The organism is Pseudoxanthomonas sp. (assembly GCF_036845285.1).
Classification (GTDB): domain Bacteria; phylum Pseudomonadota; class Gammaproteobacteria; order Xanthomonadales; family Xanthomonadaceae; genus Pseudoxanthomonas_A.
The window spans coordinates 78,186-95,711 of the sequence record NZ_DAIUEE010000008.1; the positions used below are offsets into that span (position 1 = coordinate 78,186).

The window sequence follows — 17,526 nt, forward strand, 5'->3', positions numbered from 1 at the left end:
TCTAGAATGGGGCTCCTTCATGGAGCCCATTTCGTGTCCGGACCCCTCATCGGTATCGTCGGCAGCGCCGGCGCCTACGGCCGCTGGCTGCAGCAGTTCTTCCGTGCACGGATGGGGTTGGAGGTCATCGGCCACGATCCTGCCGACGCGTCGTCCTTCGACGAGGCGGAACTGGTCCGTCGCGCGGACGTGCTGGTGTTCTCCGTACCGATCCGCCACGCCGCGGCCTTGATCGCCCGCCATGCGGACCTGGCAGAAGGAAGCGAGGAAGGCAAGCTGTGGCTGGACGTCACGTCGATCAAGGCCGTGCCCGTCGCCGCGATGCTGCGCTCGCGGGCGGAGGTGGTCGGCCTGCATCCGATGACGGCGCCGCCGAAGGCGCCGACCTTGAAGGGCAGGGTGATGGTGGTCTGCGACGCGCGGCTGGACCGCTGGCGGCCGTGGTTGGACGAATTGCTGTCCGCGTTGGAAGCCGAGTGCGTGCGCGCCACGCCGGAACAGCACGACCGGGTGATGGCGCTGGTGCAGGCCATGGTGCATGCCGCGCATCTGGCCCAGGCCGGCGTCCTGCGGAAACAGGCCACGCAGGTCGGCGACCTGGCCGCCGTGATGCCGTTCCGCTCGGCGTCCTTCGAGATGGATGCGGCGGTCATCGCCCGCATCCTGTCGTTGAATCCGGCGATCTACGAGGACATCCAGTTCGGCAATCCCTACGCGGGCGAGACCCTGCTGGCGCTGGGGGCGCAGATCACCCGCATGGCCTCGCTGGTAGGCGAGGGCGGCGACGCGGCGCGCGAGGCGTTCCGCCGCGAATTCCTGCACGACAACCGCGACGCCATCGCGTGCGCGACCCTGGCTGAAGGCAACTACCGCTACGAGCGGATCGGCTACCTGCTGGCCGATCTCGCCGGTGTGCGGGCGATTGGCGTGCACCTGCCCGAAGACCGGCCCGGTTCGCTGCGTGCGCTGTTGGACGTGTTCGAACGTCAGTCGGTCAGCCTGTCGTCGATCCACTCCTCGCGCACGCCAGAGGGCGAGGTGCATTTCCGCATCGGATTCGATGACGGCGTGGACATGGCGGCACTGCAGCGCGCAGTCGACGAGATCGCCACGCGCGAACTCGGCCGCGTCCTCCCGCAGTCCACCACGTAGCGACTGCGTCAAGACGCTCCGTGCGCACGTAAACCTGTTTACTCGACAACCGTGAGACGACAGGCCTAGCATCGAGTCGCGTCGGGCGGTGTGAGGTTTCGCCCGCGCATCGTCCGCAGGGAGTGACGGAGATGGTTCACGACAAGAAGCTGGTATCGCTGTCCTCGATGCGGCCTGCGGCGCCCGTGATGGCCGAAGAGGATGCGGTCGCGCTGCTGACGCGGATCGTGGCGGCGCAGGGCGAGATCGCTTCTGCCGGCCCGGATCCGCAGGACGTGGTCGATGCGATCACATACCGCGCGCAGGAACTGACGCGTTCGGCGGGCGCCGTGCTGGAGATCCGCGATGGCGAGCAGATGCGCTACTGGTCCGCCAGCGGCATCGCCGGCAACCAGGTCGGTCTGGTGCTGCCCGTGGCGGGCAGCCTGTCGGGACAGTGCCTGGAGGAAGGTCGCGTGCTGCGCTGCGACGACAGCGAAACCGATCCGCGCGTCAATCGCGAGGCCTGCCGCCGCGTCGGGCTGCGCGCAATGCTGGTCGCGCCGCTGTATTTCCGTCGACAGGCGGTGGGTGTGCTGAAAGTCGTTTCCACGATACCCGGCGCCTATGGCGAGACCGAGCAGCGCACGCTGGACCAGCTGAGCGCGCTGGTGGCCGCCAGCCTGTACAGGGCGATCGAACACGCGCAGATGCGTGCGGCGCTCGAGCACAGGAAAGGGCAGGGCGATCGCGAGCGCCAGCAGGTCATGGAAGCGCGCGCGCGTCTGGAAGCGGTGCTGGAAGGCGGGCAGCTGAGCGCGGCGCTGCAGCCCATCGTGCGTCTGGACGATGGCGCGACCGTCGGCTACGAAGCCTTGGCGCGGTTTCCGGTGGAATACGACATGTCGACCGGACGCTGGTTCGAGGAGGCCGCCCGCCATGGCATGAGCATCGAACTGGAACTGGCCGCGGCGCGCGTCGCGCTGGACCAGCTCGCGCGCATTCCCTCCGATGCTTACCTGGCGATCAACGTGTCGCCGGAAACGGTCTGCAGCGACAGGCTGAAAGCCCTGCTCGAAGCACGCGAACCGCACCGGCTGGTGCTCGAGATCACCGAGCACACGCCCGTTGAAGACTACACGCGCCTCAATGCGTGTCTTTCCGCCCTGCAGGCAGTGGGCATGCGCATCGCCGTCGACGATACCGGCGCCGGATTCGCCAGTCTCCGCCATGTGCTGCGGCTGGCCCCGGACATCATCAAGCTCGACGTCACGCTGGTGCGCGAGGTCGACCAGCGGCCCCGCATGCAGTCGCTGATCGCCGCGCTGCTGACGTTCGCACGCGGGACCCGCGCCGAGCTCGTGGCCGAAGGTGTCGAAACGGCCCAGCAGCTCGAAACGCTGAGGCAGCTCGGCGTGCCTTACGCCCAGGGTTACCACCTCGGGCATCCCCGGGTGCCGTGAGAACGGCGCAGTGCGATGCCGCGGCGGCCGCGGCTGGCGGTACCATGCGGGCATGGACACCTCACCGACACGTCTCCTGATCCACGGCGCCTCCGGACGGATGGGCCAAGCGTTGATTCGCCTGGCGGCAGAACAGCCCGCCGGCTACCAGGTGGTCGCAGCGGTGACGCGGCGCGCGCCGTCGCCCCGCGTGGTCGATGGCGTGCCGTACTTCGCCGCCAGCGAACTGGCGGGGGTGCCCGTATTCGATGTCGCGGTCGACTTCAGCCTGCCGGACGGCTTCGACCCCATCCTTGCCCTGTGCGTCGAGCGTGGGACGCCCCTGGTATCGGGTACGACGGGCATCTCCGATCGGCAGATGGCGGCGCTGGCGCACGCGGGCGCGCGCATTCCGCTGGTGTGGGCGACCAACTTCAGCCTCGGCGTTGCCGTGCTCACCGATCTGGTGGAGCGGGCCGCAGCGGCATTGCCGGGATGGGATGTCGACATCGTGGAGTCGCACCACGTCCACAAGAAGGATGCACCGTCGGGCACTGCGCTGACGCTCGGAGAGGCCGCCGGCAGCGCGGGCGCGCAGGTGCATTACGCCAGCCTGCGAGCGGGCGACATCGTCGGTGAGCACGCTGTGCAGTTCACGGGTCTCGGCGAGCGCATCGAGCTGGTCCACCGCGCGACCCACCGCGATGTATTCGCGCGCGGCGCCTTGCACGTTGCATCGAAGCTCGCGGGCCGGCCCGCCGGCAACTACCGGGTGCGCGACCTGCTCGATTGAGCACGCGATCTGTCCTGGACAGCGCGGCGGAAACCTGAACAAGGCATCCGCCAGCGGTCTGCCAATGGTCTGGCGGGAAAAAAACGGTGGCGCTGAACAGGCCATCCCCGTACAATTCGCCCTCGCCTGTTACCCATCGCCACGGACCGGATAAACGCCGCGTTCGCGGTTTCTTGCAGCCGCAAGCCGGTGGGACAGGGTTCCTTCACCCCAAGGCGAACCCCGTGACACGACCCGCAATTCTCGTACTCGAAGACGGCACCGTATTCGAGGGCGAATCCGTAGGCGCAGCCGGCCTTTCCGTCGGCGAAGTGGTGTTCAACACCGCCATGACCGGTTACCAGGAAATCCTGACCGACCCGTCGTACGCCCGCCAGCTCGTCACCCTGACGTACCCCCACATCGGCAATACCGGCTGCACCGACCAGGACGACGAGGCCGCCAGGGTCTGGTGCGCCGGCCTGATCGTGCGCGACGTGCCGCGTCGCCCCAGCAGCTGGCGCAACCAGCAGGCACTGCCGGAATGGCTGTCCACGCGTGGCATCGTCGCCATCGCCGGCATCGATACCCGCAAGCTGACCCGCGTCCTGCGCGAGCGCGGCGCCCAGAACGGCGCGCTGATGGCCGGCGACGACACGGATGTCGAGAAGGCGCTGGAAGCGGCGCGCAAGTTCCCCGGCCTGAAGGGCATGGACCTGGCGAAGGTGGTCACCACCGACAAGCCCTATGCGTGGCGCGATGGCCAGCTGGACCTGGACCGCAATGCCTTCGTGCAGGCGCCGGCGAAGTTCAAGGTCGTGGCCTACGATTTCGGCGTGAAGCACAACATCCTGCGCATGCTGGCCGAGCGTGGCTGCGAGGTCACCGTGGTGCCGGCGCAGACCAGCGCCGCCGACGTGCTGGCGCTGCAGCCGGATGGCGTGTTCCTGTCCAACGGACCGGGCGACCCGGCGCCATGCGACTACGCCATCACCGCCATCCGCGAATTCATCGCGAAGAAGATCCCGACCTTCGGCATCTGCCTGGGCCACCAGTTGCTGGCGCTCGCCGCCGGTGCGCAGACCATCAAGATGGGCCACGGCCACCATGGCGCCAACCATCCGGTGCAGGATCTCGACAGCGGCCGCGTGATGATCACGTCGCAGAACCACGGCTTCGCCGTCGATGAAGCCTCGCTGCCCGCCAACGTGCGCGTGATCCATCGCTCGCTGTTCGACGGCACCAACCAGGGCATCGAACTGACCGACGCTCCCGCGTTCTCCTTCCAGGGCCACCCGGAAGCCTCGCCGGGGCCGCACGACGTCGCACCGCTGTTCGACCGGTTCATCCAGTCGATGGGCGCGGCGCGCTAGACCGACGCTTCACCGAACCGCACCACCTGTGTCTACCGGCCGCACGCGGCGCATCGCGCGCGGCGGCCACGCGAAGAACCGAGGACAGCATGCCCAAGCGCAACGACCTTAAAACCATCCTGATCATCGGCGCAGGCCCGATCGTCATCGGCCAGGCCTGCGAGTTCGACTACTCCGGCGCACAGGCCTGCAAGGCGCTGCGCGAAGAGGGGTACCGGGTGGTGCTGGTCAACAGCAACCCGGCGACCATCATGACCGACCCCGAGATGGCGGATGCGGTGTACATCGAGCCGATCAACTGGCAGACGGTCGAGAAGATCATCGCCAAGGAGAAGCCCGACGCGCTGCTGCCGACGATGGGGGGCCAGACCGCGCTGAACTGCGCGCTGGACCTGGCCGACAATGGCGTGCTGGAGAAGTACGGCGTCGAGCTGATCGGCGCCAAGCGCGACGCCATCCGCATGGCCGAGGACCGCGAGCTGTTCCGCGTGGCGATGGGTGAGATCGGGCTGGAATGCCCGAAGGCCGCCGTCGCCCACACACTGGAAGAGGCGCTGGAGATCCAGACCCGCGTCGGCTATCCCACCATCATCCGGCCCAGCTTCACGCTCGGCGGCAGCGGTGGCGGCATCGCCTACAACCGCGAGGAACTGATCGACATCGTGACCCGCGGCCTGGAACTGTCGCCGACCACCGAGGTGCTGGTGGAAGAGTCGGTGCTGGGCTGGAAGGAGTTCGAGATGGAAGTGGTCCGCGACACCGCGGACAACTGCATCATCGTCTGCTCCATCGAGAACCTCGATCCGATGGGCGTGCACACCGGCGACAGTATCACCGTCGCGCCGGCGCAGACCCTGACCGACAAGGAATACCAGCGCCTGCGCGATGCCTCCATCGCGGTGCTGCGCAAGATCGGCGTGGATACCGGCGGTTCGAACGTCCAGTTCGGCATCAATGCGCAGACCGGCCGCGTGGTCGTCATCGAGATGAATCCGCGCGTGTCGCGCTCGTCGGCGCTGGCCTCCAAGGCCACCGGCTTCCCGATCGCCAAGGTCGCGGCCAAGCTTGCGGTCGGCTACACGCTGGACGAACTGAAGAACGAGATCACCGGCGGCCTGACGCCGGCTTCGTTCGAGCCGGCGATCGACTATGTCGTCACCAAGATCCCGCGCTTCGCGTTCGAGAAGTTCCCGCAGGCCGACGCGCGCCTGACCACCCAGATGAAGTCGGTGGGCGAGGTGATGGCGATGGGCCGCACCTTCCAGGAGTCGCTGCAGAAGGCGCTGCGCGGCCTGGAGACCGGCAAGGTCGGCCTTGACCCGACGGGCCTCGATCTCGCCGACGAGGACGACCTGGCCAAGCTGCGCCGCGAACTGAAGGCACCGGGTCCGGAACGCCTGTTCCATGTCGCCGATGCGTTCCGCGCCGGCATGACGGTGGAACAGGTGCACGCGCTGTCGTTCATCGATCCGTGGTTCCTCGACCAGATGGAGGAGATCATCGCGACCGAGCAGCAGCTCGCCGCCGATGGCCTCGGGTCGCTGGACAAGGCACGCATGCGCCGCCTGAAGCGCATGGGCTTCTCCGATGCACGGCTGGCGCAACTGGCCGGCACCGACGAAGCCGCCGTGCGCGTGCTGCGCAAGGCATTGGGCGTGAAGCCGGTGTACAAGCGCGTGGACTCCTGCGCGGCCGAGTTCGCCACCAGCACGGCGTACCTGTATTCGACCTACGAGGACGAGTGCGAGGCGCAGCCGACCGATCGCGACAAGATCATGATCCTCGGCGGCGGCCCCAACCGCATCGGCCAGGGCATCGAGTTCGACTATTGCTGCGTGCACGCGGCGCTGGCGCTGCGCGAGGACGGGTTCGAGACCATCATGGTCAACTGCAACCCGGAAACCGTCTCCACCGACTACGACACCTCCGACCGCCTGTACTTCGAGCCGCTGACGCTGGAAGACGTGCTGGAGATCGTCGAGCTGGAACAGCCGAAGGGCGTCATCGTGCAGTACGGCGGCCAGACGCCGCTGAAGCTGGCGCGCGCGCTGGAAGCCAACGGCGTGCCGGTCATCGGTACCAGCCCGGACTCCATCGATCTGGCCGAGGACCGCGAACGCTTCCAGCAACTGGTCGACAAGCTGGGCTTGAAGCAGCCGCCGAACCGCATCGCCCGCAACGACCAGGAAGCCCTGCTGCTGGCGCGCGAGATCGGTTATCCGCTGGTGGTGCGCCCGTCCTACGTGCTGGGCGGCCGCGCGATGGAAATCGTGTACGGCGAATCCGACCTGGCCCGCTACGTGCGCGATGCGGTCAAGGTCTCCAACGATTCGCCCGTGCTGCTCGACCGCTTCCTCGACAATGCGGTAGAAGTGGACGTGGACATCATCGCCGACGCGGAAGGCCACGTGCTGATCGGCGGCGTGATGGAACACATCGAGGAAGCCGGCGTGCACTCGGGCGACTCCTCGTGCTCGCTGCCGCCGTACTCGCTGTCGGCGAAGACGCAGGACGAACTGCGCCGCCAGGTAGTCGAACTGGCCAAGGCGCTGAAGGTCGTCGGCCTGATGAACACGCAGTTCGCCATCCAGTCCAGCGAAGACGGCAACGACGACATCGTCTACCTGCTGGAAGTGAACCCGCGCGCGTCCCGCACGGTGCCGTTCGTGTCCAAGGCAACGGGCATGCCGCTGGCCAAGATCGCCGCCCGCTGCATGGCCGGCATGACGCTGGCGGGGCAGGGCGCGACGAAGGAAATCGTGCCGGACTACTACTCGGTCAAGGAGGCGATCTTCCCGTTCGCCAAGTTCCAGGGCGTCGATCCGATCCTCGGCCCGGAAATGCGCTCCACCGGCGAAGTGATGGGTGTGGGCCGCAGCTTCGGTGCCGCGATGGCGCGCGCGCAGGAAGCCGGTGGCATCAAGGCGCCGCCGGTAGGCAAGGTGTTCATCTCGGTGCGCGATCCGGACAAGAAGCGCGTGCTGCCGGTCGCCCAGGAACTGGTCAGTCGTGGCTACCGCATCGTCGCCACGGCGGGCACCGCCGCATGGCTGGGCGAGCACGGTATCGCCTGCGAGCAGATCAACAAGGTGCTGGAGGGCCGTCCGCACGTCGTCGACCTGATCAAGAACGGCGAAATCGTGTATATCGTCAACACCACGGAAGGACGCCAGGCGATCGCCGACTCCTTCTCGATCCGGCGCGAAGCCCTGCAGCATCGCGTCACGTATTCAACCACTGTCGCCGGCGCCAAGGCGCTGGTGCATTCGCTGGAATACCGCGGCACCGGCCCGGTACTGGCGTTGCAGGAACTGCACAAGGAGCTTCAAGGGTGAGAGCACCATTGACCATGCAAGGCGCACAGCGCCTGCGCCAGGAACTGGACCTGCTGAAGACGGTCAAGCGTCCGGAAGTGATCGCCGCCATCGCCGAGGCGCGTGCGCACGGCGACCTGAAGGAAAACGCGGAGTACCACGCCGCACGCGAGCAGCAGGGCTTCATCGAAGGCCGCATCAAGCAGCTCGAGGGCGAGTTGTCGCACGCGGAAATCATCGATGTCAGCAAGCTCAACGCCGGCTCGCGCATCGTGTTCGGCGCCAAGGTGGCGCTGGCCGACGTGGACACCGATGAAGAGAAGCGCTACCAGATCGTTGGCGACCTGGAGGCCGACATCAAGCTGGGCCTGATCGCGATCTCCTCGCCGCTGGCCCGCGCCCTGATCGGCAAGCACGAAGGCGACAGCGTCACGATCGACGCGCCAGCCGGCCAGCGCGAGTACGAAATCGTCAGCGTTTCCTACGCCGACTAAGCAGACCCTGATGGCCCAGGCCACCCTGCTGTTGCCCGCCCGCACCCGCCTGGTCGGGCAGGTGTTGCCGCCCGACATCGCCAAGGCGCTCGGGCGTGCCGACCGGAGCGACGGTGACACCGGCGAGCGCGCGCAGGTGCGGCGCCAGTTCCAGCTGGTGCCGGACCATTGGCCGGTCGCTGCACTGACGCGACAGCACGATGCACGGGACGCCGCCGGCGCAACGTGGCTGCGCGCCGATCCGGCGCGCGTATCGCCCGACATGACCGGCGCCCGCATGCTGGCCTATGGCGAAGCGCTCGCACTCACCGACGAGGACACCGCGCAGTTGCTGCCGGTGCTGAAGCCGCTGTTCGGCGATGCCGGCATGCTGCTGGATGCACCGGATCCCGCACGCTGGTACCTGCGCCTGCCGGTGGATGCGAAGCTGCCCGCGTTCGTGCCGGCCAGCGACGTGCTCGGCGACGATCTCTTCGCGCACCTGCCGGAAGGCGACGTGGGTCGACGGTGGCGCGCCCTGCTCAGCGAGACGCAGGTGCTGCTGCACAACCACCCGTGGAACGCGCATCGCGTGGCGCAAGGCAAGCCGCCGGTGAACTCGCTGTGGTTCTGGGGCGGCGGCGTGCTGCCGGACGCCGTGCTGACGGGGTTCCGCCAGGTGAAGGGCAACGACGTGCTGCTGCAGTCGCTGGCGCAGGTGGCCGGGGTCGAAGCGGGGCATGCGAATGGCGAAGGCGGTGTCGATGCCTTGATCGACCTGCGCCACCTGCGCAACCTCGACCTGCTGTGCCGGGACGCGCTGCGCCCGTTGCTCGACGCGCTCCGCAAGCGCGAACTGGATGTGTTGAACCTCGATTTCGAGGATGGCGCGCTGTTCTCGTTGCGTCGCGAACAGCGCTGGCGCCTGTGGCGCGGCCCCCTGCAGCGGCTGGATACGGTGCGCCCGGACCACGTTCCGGCATGACGTCTTCCCCCAGTATCCGGCGTCGCGCCATCGCCGCGAACGGGCAGTGGCCGGACAGCGTGCCGCCCCTGCTGCGGCGGATCTACGAAGCCCGTGGCGCCCTGACGGTCGATCAGGCGCAGCCGCGACTGGCGCACCTGCTGCCGCCCGACCTGCTGGGTGGGCTTGGCGAGGCGACGGCGTTGCTCGCCGACGCCATCGCGCAGGATCGCCACATCGTCATCGTCGGCGATTTCGACTGCGATGGCGCCACCGCCTGTGCGGTCGGCGTGCGCGGGCTGTGCCTGCTGGGTGCGCGACGGGTGACGCCGGCGGTGCCCAACCGCATGGTCCATGGCTACGGCCTGTCGCCGTCGCTGGTGGACGAACTGGCCGCGCTGCAACCCGATCTGCTGGTCACGGTGGACCACGGTATCGCCTGCCACGCCGGTATCGCCGAAGCAAAGGCGCGCGGATGGCAGGTGCTGGTCACCGACCATCACCTGCCGGGCGAGCGACTGCCGCCGGCCGACGTCATCGTCAATCCGAACCTGCGCGGCGATCCGTTCCCCAGCAAGATGCTGGCCGGCGTCGGCGTGATGTTCTACGTGCTGCTCGCGTTGCGGCGGGTGTTGCGCGAGCGCGGCGCCTTCACGGACGTCGTCCCCGACCTGTCCACCTTGCTGGACCTGGTCGCGATCGGCACCGTGGCGGACCTGGTGCCGCTGGATGCCAACAACCGTGCCCTCGTCGGTGCCGGCCTGCGCCGCCTCCGGTCGGGGCAGGGATGCGCAGGCCTGCAGGCGCTGATGCGCGTGGCGGGACGCGACCCGGCGCGCCTGACGGCCGCCGACATCGGCTTCGCCATCGCGCCGCGCCTGAACGCGGCCGGGCGGCTGGAGGACATGGCGCTCGGCATTGCCTGCCTGCTGACCGACGACGCGACCCAGGCCGATGAAATGGCGCGCGTGCTGGAAGGCATCAATGCCGAACGTCGCGGCGTGCAGCAGCAGATGGTCGACGAGGCGCAGGCCGCGCTGGCCCGTATCGAACACGCGGACGACGGGCCGGTGCCATTGGCGCCGTGCCTGTTCGATCCCGACTGGCATCCCGGCGTGGTAGGCCTGGTTGCGTCCAAGATCAAGGAGCGGCTGCATCGGCCGGTGATCGCGTTCGCGCCGGCGGAACCCGGCAGCACCACGCTGCGCGGTTCGGCACGTTCGATCCCCGGCTTCCACATCCGCGATGCGCTGGCGGCGGTCGATGCCCTGCATCCCGGCCTCGTGCAGCGCTTCGGCGGCCATGCCATGGCGGCCGGACTGTCGCTGGACGAGTGCGCATTGCCGCAGTTCCGTGCCGCCTTCCACCAGCACGCCGCGGCCATGCTCGACGACGATCTGTTGCGCGAGGAGGTGTTGAGCGATGGCGAGCTTGCCCCAGGCGAACTGGATCGTATGCACGCCGACGTGCTGCGTAGCGCCGGGCCCTGGGGACAGGGCTTTCCCGAGCCGGTGTTCGATGGCGTGTTCGATGTACTGGACTGGCGCGTGGTCGGCGAGAAGCACCTGAAGTTCTCCTTGCGCCAGGCGGGTCACCCGTCCGCGTTGAACGCCATCCAGTTCAACGGCTGGCACGACATGCAGCCGCCGGCCCGCGTCCGGGCCGCCTACCAGTTGGATACCGACGACTGGAAGGACCGTCGCGGTATCCAGTTGCTGATCCGCCACTGGACGCCAGCGGACTGAAAGTCCGTCGAGCCGCTACGCGGCGCGCGTCGCAGGCACCTGCGGCAGGCGTTCCACCGCATAACTGGCGACCAGTCCGATGGCGCCGCTGCGGACGGCCTCCTCGGGCGCTTCCAGCAACGCCTGCAGCGTGGCGTCGGCAGGCAACGCGCGTCCCCACAGGCCGGCCCAGGCGTTGCGACGGTCCTTGGCGGCGTACAGGGCGCGGTCGGCCATGCGCAGCGCGTAGTCCCAGCCGCTGGCGGTGTTGTCGAAAAACGGGAACGGCGCGAAGCCGAGCGAGACGGTCAGCGACCAGCGCTGTCGTGGCGCCAGTTCGTGCACTTCGCACAGCGCCTCGTGCAACCGGGCCGCGACGGTGCAGGCCTGCGCTTCGGTAAGGTCGGCGCATGCCATCAGGAACTCCTCGCCACCCCAGCGGGCGATGACGTCGTCCACGCGGCCCAGGTCGCGCAGGCGGCACGCGAGCGCCACCAGCACCTGGTCGCCGGCATGGTGGCCGAAGCTGTCGTTGACCTGCTTGAAGTGGTCGATGTCGATCAGGAACAGCACGTGACGGGTGCCGGCCGCCGGGCGTTGCGACGAGATCGCCTTCATCGCTTCGGTGGCGGCCCGCCGGTTGCGCAGGCCAGTGAGCGGATCGGTGGCGCTGACCTTGTGCAGCTGCCGGTTCTTCCGACGCTGCAACAGGCCGAAGCCGACGCCCGCCAGTACCAGCAGCACCAGCAGGGCGATGCCCGAGCGGCGCAGCTGCGTGGACTTCTCGTCGTTCAGCACGCGGATCTGCGCCTGGTGGCGCATCGTCTCCAGTTCGCGCTGCGCGGCGGCGCTTTCGCTGCGCGCCTGCAGGTCCGCCAGCAGCTCCAGCCGTTGTTCCTTCAGCGTCTGCATTTCCAGTGCATGCAGGCGTGCGCCGACGGCCATGGCGTCGTCCGCCTGTCCGAGCGCGGCGTGCGCCGCGATCCAGGCGCGCAGCACCTCGCGCTGCTTCTGCGGTTGCGGCGTGCCGTCCACGTTCGTCCAGGCGCGTCGCGCGGTGGCCAACGCGCCGGCGGTGTCGCCCGACATGCGCTGCAGGACCGACAGCTTGGCGAGCGATCCGGCCAGGCCGGGTTTGTCGGCGCGGGTCTCTTGCATCTGGATCGCGGCTTCGAGCACGGGACGGGCCTGTGCGAGGCGCCCCTGCGCGACCCAGATGCCTGCGCGCTCGGCACGCAGGCGCTCGGCCACCGCCTGCGCCTGCTTGCGGCTGGCCATGGCTTCGCCTTCGTCGATCACCGCCAGGGCTTCTTCGGTCCGGCCGAGCCGGACAAGATTCAGTGCGTGGTTGTACAGGATCAGCGGATCTTCCAGACCGACCGATCGAGCGGCACCGAGCGCCTTGCGGTGGTAGCCGTCGGCCACCTCCGGGGAATCGAGGTAGTCGGCATGGATCAGGCCGAGGTTGCTCAGCGTGGTGGCCTGGAACAGGGCCGCTTCGTCGGCCGGCAGTTGCGCGGCGAGGTGCTGGGCGCGCAGGTACGCTGCTTCGGCGCGATGGATCTGGCCTGCGCCATGGAAGACCGAGCCGGCCTGCGAATAGGCACGCGCGCGGAACGGCACGGCGAGGGCGGGGTGCTGGTGCACGAGGCGTTCCATCTGTGCGCCGGCATCCACCGCGCGCGTCCTGTCGCCGGCCAGGCCGGCGGCGATGCCAAGGCAGCTGAAGATCTTCACTTCATCCTCGACCGTCAGGTCGGGCTCGCGCAGCAGCGACTCCGCCAGTGCCACCGCGACGGGTGGCGCATCGCGGCGCAATTGGAGGCACCGCGTCACCTGGCTGGCGCGATCCTGCGCGACCGGCTGCGTGCCCTGGGCGCGCGAGGACGGCAGGCCCAGCAGCAGTGCCAGGCCCAGCAGGCACGTCAGCAGCGGAACAGGCACGGCGGCGGGAGTCGGCATGAGCGGACGGCTCTCGGGAAGGACGCCTGCGCAGCGATGCAACTTCTGTTCCATCGGGCGCTCCGGCGCAGGCCTCCAGTGTGCCTCTGGTATCCTTGCCGGCCGATTCCGTCCCCCCCGCCCATACCCCATGATCGAGCTGAATCCCATCCGCCAGCGCATCGCCGACCTGCAGGACAGGCTGGCCTCGCTCCGGGGGTATCTTTGACTACGATGCCAAGCGCGAGCGCCTGGAAGAAGTAAACCGCGAGCTGGAAAGCCCGGACATCTGGAACAACGCCGAGTACGCCCAGCAGCTGGGCCGTGAACGGTCGCTGCTGGACAAGACGGTCAACGGCATCCGCGACATCGAGGAAGGCCTGGCCGGCGCCAGCGAGTTGCTGGAACTGGCGGAGATGGAGAACGACGAAGACACCGCGCACGCCGTGGTCGCCGACGTCGAGCGCTATGCCGTGCACGTGGACAAGCTGGAGTTCCAGCGCATGTTCTCCGGCAAGATGGACAGCTCCAACGCCTTCGTCGACATCCAGGCCGGTGCCGGCGGCACCGAGGCGCAGGACTGGGCGGAAATCCTGCTGCGCATGTACCTGCGCTGGTGCGAATCGCGCGGCTGGAAGACCGAACTGATGGAAGCCAGCGGCGGCGACGTCGCCGGCATCAAGTCGGCCACGCTGCGGGTGGAGGGCGACTTCGCCTACGGCTGGCTGAAGACCGAAACCGGCGTGCACCGGCTGGTGCGCAAGTCGCCGTTCGATTCGGACAATCGCCGCCACACCAGCTTCACCTCGGTGTTCGTGTCGCCGGAAGTCGACGACAACATCGACATCGACATCAATCCGGCCGACCTGCGTACCGACGTGTACCGCTCGTCCGGCGCCGGTGGCCAGCACGTCAACAAGACCGAGTCGGCGGTGCGCATCACCCACGTGCCGACCGGGATAGTCGTGGCCTGCCAGACCGGCCGCAGCCAGCACCAGAACCGCGACAACGCGATGAAGATGCTGGCCGCCAAGCTGTACGAGCTGGAAATCCAGAAGCGCAACGCCGAGCGCGATGCCGTGGAAGCGACCAAGTCCGACATCGGCTGGGGCAGCCAGATCCGCAACTACGTGCTGGACCAGAGCCGCATCAAGGACCTGCGCACCGGCGTGGAGCGTTCCGATACGCAGAAGGTACTGGATGGCGACCTGGACGAGTTCGTCGAGGCCAGCCTGAAATCCGGCCTGGAGGCCGGTTCGAAACGCATCGACGCCTGAGCGACCCAAAGCTCCCTTGTGGGAGCGACGTGAGTCGCGAAGGTTCACCGAGAAAGTTCGCGACTCACGTCGCTCCCACGTCCAGGAACACGATAAGAACCGATGACTGACCACACGCCTCCGCAGGACGAGAACAGCCTCATCGCCGAGCGTCGCGCCAAACTGACCGCGCTGCGCGGGCAGGGCATCGCGTTCCCCAACGACTTCCGTCGCACCGACTACGCGGGTGACCTGCAGACGCAATACGACGATGCCGACCTGTGGACCGCCGAAGCGCTGGAAGGTGCCGGCCGCCGGGTGAAGCTGGCGGGTCGCCTGATGGCCAAGCGGGTAATGGGCAAGGCCAGCTTCGTGCAGATCCAGGACGAATCCGGGCGCATCCAGCTGTTCCTGCAGGCCAACACGCTGGGCGACACCTACGACGCGTTCAAGGGCTGGGACATCGGCGACATCGTCGGCGTGGAGGGCGTGCTGACCCGCACCCGTACCGGCGAGCTGTCGGTCAAGGCCGATGCCTTCCGCCTGCTGACCAAGTCGCTGCGCCCCTTGCCCGACAAGTGGCACGGGCTGTCGGACGTCGAGCAGCGCTATCGCCAGCGCTATGTCGACCTGATCGTCACGCCGGAAGCGCGCGCCGTCTTCATCAAGCGCTCGCGCATCATCCGCGCGATCCGCGAATGGCTGGACACGCGGCGCTTCCTCGAGGTCGAGACGCCGATGATGCATTACATCCCCGGCGGCGCCGCGGCCAAGCCGTTCACCACCCACCACAACGCGCTGGACCTGGACCTCTACCTGCGCGTGGCGCCGGAGCTGTACCTGAAGCGCCTGGTGGTCGGTGGCCTGGAGCGCGTCTACGAGATCAACCGCAACTTCCGCAACGAAGGCGTCAGCACCCGCCACAACCCGGAATTCACCATGCTCGAACTGTACGAGGCCTACGCTACGTACAACGAAATCATGGACCTGACCGAAGGCGTCATCCGGGACGTCGCCCACGAAGTGCTGGGCACCGGGCAGGTGGCGTGGGACGGCGAGGACATCGACCTGGAGCCGGCATTCCGCCGCTGGCGCATGGATGAAGCCGTCCGCCACCACAACCCGGACATCAGCCTCGCCGACTGCACCGACCGCGATGCGCTGGTGCGCCATTGCGAGCGCCTGAAGATCCACGTCAAGCCGTCGTACGGCTGGGGCAAGCTGTTGCTGGAGATCTTCGAGAAGACGGTGGAACACACCCTGGTGCAACCCACCTTCATCACCGACCATCCCGTGGAAGTGTCGCCGCTGGCGCGTGCCAACGACGATGCGCCGGGCTACACCGACCGCTTCGAACTGTTCATCAACGGCAAGGAGATCGCCAATGGCTTCTCCGAACTGAACGATCCCGAAGACCAGGCCGCGCGCTTCATGGCCCAGGTGCAGGCGAAGGAGGGCGGTGACGATGAAGCCATGCACTTCGACGCCGACTATATCCGTGCGCTGGAAGTGGGGCTGCCGCCGACCGGGGGACTCGGCATCGGCATCGACCGCCTGGTCATGCTGCTGACCGGTTCGGATTCGATCCGCGACGTGCTGCTGTTCCCCTACATGCGCCCGGAAAGCCACGGCTGAATCGCAAGGCCAGGCGCGTCAACAGAGTGACGCTCCGGGGCAGCATACGCACCCGTCCGGATGACGCGACGGGTCCACCGGGGGCGCGAACGTCCATCGCCCGGCCCCGCATTCCGGCACGCTGCCCGCCATGGAGGGACGGGAAGGCCGTCAATCCGTGATGGAGGTCAACGTGTTGAGTCCCGACAGGCCGCTGCGACGGCTGGCACGGTTCCTGCGTGGTTTCACGCGCAGGACGGTCAATTTTCCGCCGTCCGCGCCGATAGAGATCAGGGGAGGGGGCCCCGTGATTCGCATCGGTTCCCTTCGTGGATCACGGACCCCGCCCGGGACCGTGCCGCCGAACAGGACTGCCGACATGTTGGATGCGAGCCCCGCCACCGCCGGAGTATCCTTGCCCGACAGCCACGTGATGTGGCCCCAAGGGGTAGGTAACGCTTTGAACATCGTCATCGTCGACGATCAGACGTCTGCGCGCACGATGCTGCGCCATGTCATCGAGGACATCGCGTCCGAGTTGGCCGTCCACGATTTCGGCGATCCGCAGGCGGCCCTGGAATGGTGCGAGAAGAACCGCACCGACCTGCTGCTGCTGGACTACCGCATGCCTGGCATGGACGGGCTGGAGTTCGCCCGCCGCTTCCGCCGGCTGCCGATGCACCGCGACATCGCGATCATCCTGATCACCGTGGTCGGCGACGAGCCGATCCGCCAGGCGGCGCTGGAAGCCGGCGTGATCGATTTCCTGGTCAAGCCGGTCCGCCCGCGCGAGCTGCGCGCGCGTTGCCGCAACCTGCTGCAACTGCGCCAGCAGTCCGAGAACGTCAAGCAGCGCGCCCTGTCGCTGGAGCAGCGCCTGCTGTCCAGCATGCACGAGGTGGAAGAGCGCGAACGCGAGACCCTGTCGCGCCTGGCGCGCGCCATCGAATACCGCGACAGCGGTACCAGTGCCTATCTGGAACGCATGGCGCACGTGGCCGGCCTGATCGCCGAACAGCTCGGCCTGCCGGAAGACGAAGTGCGCACCATCGAGATGGCCGCGCCGCTGCACGACATGGGCAAGATCGCCATCCCCGATTCGGTCCTGATGAAGGCCGGGCCGCTGACCGCCGAAGAGACCGACGTCATGCGCCGGCATCCCAAGATCGGCCACCAGCTGCTCTCGGGAAGCCAGAACCGCTTCATCCAGGCCGGTGCGCTGATCGCGCTGCGCCATCACGAGCGCTACGACGGCAGTGGCTATCCGGATGGCCTCGTGGGCGAGCAGATCCCGTTGGAAGCGAGGATAGTGGCGGTGGCGGACGTGTTCGATGCGTTGATTTCGCCGCGGCCGTACAAGAAGGCATGGGAGAAGGACGCCGCGCTGGCGTATCTGTATGCCCAGCGTGGTCGCCTGTTCGATCCCGCATGTGTCGACGCGCTGATCCGTGGGCGGGCGCGGCTCGATGACATCTGCGAACGCTACTCGACGGTGCAGAACCGTCCAGGGATGGAGTGAGCC

At 67.9% G+C, this 17,526-nt stretch carries 12 protein-coding genes; 11 read left to right on the forward strand and 1 reads right to left on the reverse strand.

Annotated elements, in window-relative coordinates:
• Window positions 1–6 precede the first annotated feature (6 nt).
• The 8 genes from V7060_RS11645 (at window position 7) to recJ (ending at window position 11,214) form a co-directional block, all read left to right on the forward strand.
• Window positions 7–1,152: a prephenate dehydrogenase gene (locus tag V7060_RS11645; protein WP_334179409.1), complete on the forward strand. Its 1,146-nt coding sequence runs from the start codon at window positions 7–9 to the stop codon at window positions 1,150–1,152.
• A gap of 131 nt (window positions 1,153–1,283) precedes the next feature.
• Window positions 1,284–2,594, forward strand: coding sequence for an EAL domain-containing protein (locus V7060_RS11650; protein WP_334179410.1), 1,311 nt, complete (start codon window positions 1,284–1,286; stop codon window positions 2,592–2,594).
• Window positions 2,595–2,646: 52 nt separating this feature from the next.
• Complete coding sequence (gene dapB, locus V7060_RS11655) at window positions 2,647–3,366, forward strand: 4-hydroxy-tetrahydrodipicolinate reductase (protein ID WP_334179411.1); 720 nt, start codon at window positions 2,647–2,649, stop codon at window positions 3,364–3,366.
• A 224-nt stretch (window positions 3,367–3,590) separates the two neighbouring features.
• Complete coding sequence (gene carA, locus V7060_RS11660) at window positions 3,591–4,718, forward strand: glutamine-hydrolyzing carbamoyl-phosphate synthase small subunit (protein ID WP_334179412.1); 1,128 nt, start codon at window positions 3,591–3,593, stop codon at window positions 4,716–4,718.
• An 89-nt stretch (window positions 4,719–4,807) separates the two neighbouring features.
• Complete coding sequence (gene carB / locus V7060_RS11665; protein ID WP_334179413.1) at window positions 4,808–8,053, forward strand: carbamoyl-phosphate synthase large subunit; 3,246 nt, start codon at window positions 4,808–4,810, stop codon at window positions 8,051–8,053.
• An 8-nt stretch (window positions 8,054–8,061) separates the two neighbouring features.
• Window positions 8,062–8,526: a transcription elongation factor GreA gene (gene greA / locus V7060_RS11670; RefSeq protein ID WP_334179476.1), complete on the forward strand. Its 465-nt coding sequence runs from the start codon at window positions 8,062–8,064 to the stop codon at window positions 8,524–8,526.
• Window positions 8,527–8,536: 10 nt separating this feature from the next.
• Window positions 8,537–9,490: a phosphoglycerate mutase gene (locus tag V7060_RS11675; protein ID WP_334179414.1), complete on the forward strand. Its 954-nt coding sequence runs from the start codon at window positions 8,537–8,539 to the stop codon at window positions 9,488–9,490.
• Window positions 9,487–11,214: a single-stranded-DNA-specific exonuclease RecJ gene (recJ, locus tag V7060_RS11680; protein WP_334179415.1), complete on the forward strand. Its 1,728-nt coding sequence runs from the start codon at window positions 9,487–9,489 to the stop codon at window positions 11,212–11,214. Before V7060_RS11675 ends, recJ begins: the two co-directional genes overlap by 4 nt.
• A 15-nt stretch (window positions 11,215–11,229) precedes the next feature.
• On the opposite strand, the gene V7060_RS11685 is transcribed toward recJ, so the two are convergent.
• Entirely contained in the window at window positions 11,230–13,155 is a 1,926-nt protein-coding gene (locus V7060_RS11685; RefSeq protein WP_334179416.1) for a diguanylate cyclase, read from the reverse strand.
• A gap of 130 nt (window positions 13,156–13,285) precedes the next feature.
• Between V7060_RS11685 and prfB the strand changes: the two genes are divergently transcribed.
• From prfB to V7060_RS11700, 3 genes are all read left to right on the forward strand, one after another.
• Window positions 13,286–14,411, forward strand: a protein-coding gene (gene prfB / locus V7060_RS11690; RefSeq protein ID WP_334179417.1) for a peptide chain release factor 2 whose coding sequence is annotated in 2 segments (ribosomal slippage) — window positions 13,286–13,360 and window positions 13,362–14,411 — 1,125 coding nt in all. Because the reading frame shifts where the segments join, the coding sequence is not laid out codon by codon here.
• A 102-nt stretch (window positions 14,412–14,513) separates the two neighbouring features.
• Window positions 14,514–16,025 (forward strand): lysine--tRNA ligase, encoded by a 1,512-nt coding sequence (gene lysS, locus V7060_RS11695; protein ID WP_334179418.1) that lies wholly within the window; start codon window positions 14,514–14,516, stop codon window positions 16,023–16,025.
• Between the two features lie 412 nt (window positions 16,026–16,437).
• The gene (locus tag V7060_RS11700) at window positions 16,438–17,523 is read left to right on the forward strand and encodes a two-component system response regulator (RefSeq protein WP_334179477.1); all 1,086 of its coding nucleotides are present in this window, start codon (window positions 16,438–16,440) and stop codon (window positions 17,521–17,523) included.
• The last annotated feature ends 3 nt before the right edge of the window (window positions 17,524–17,526 follow it).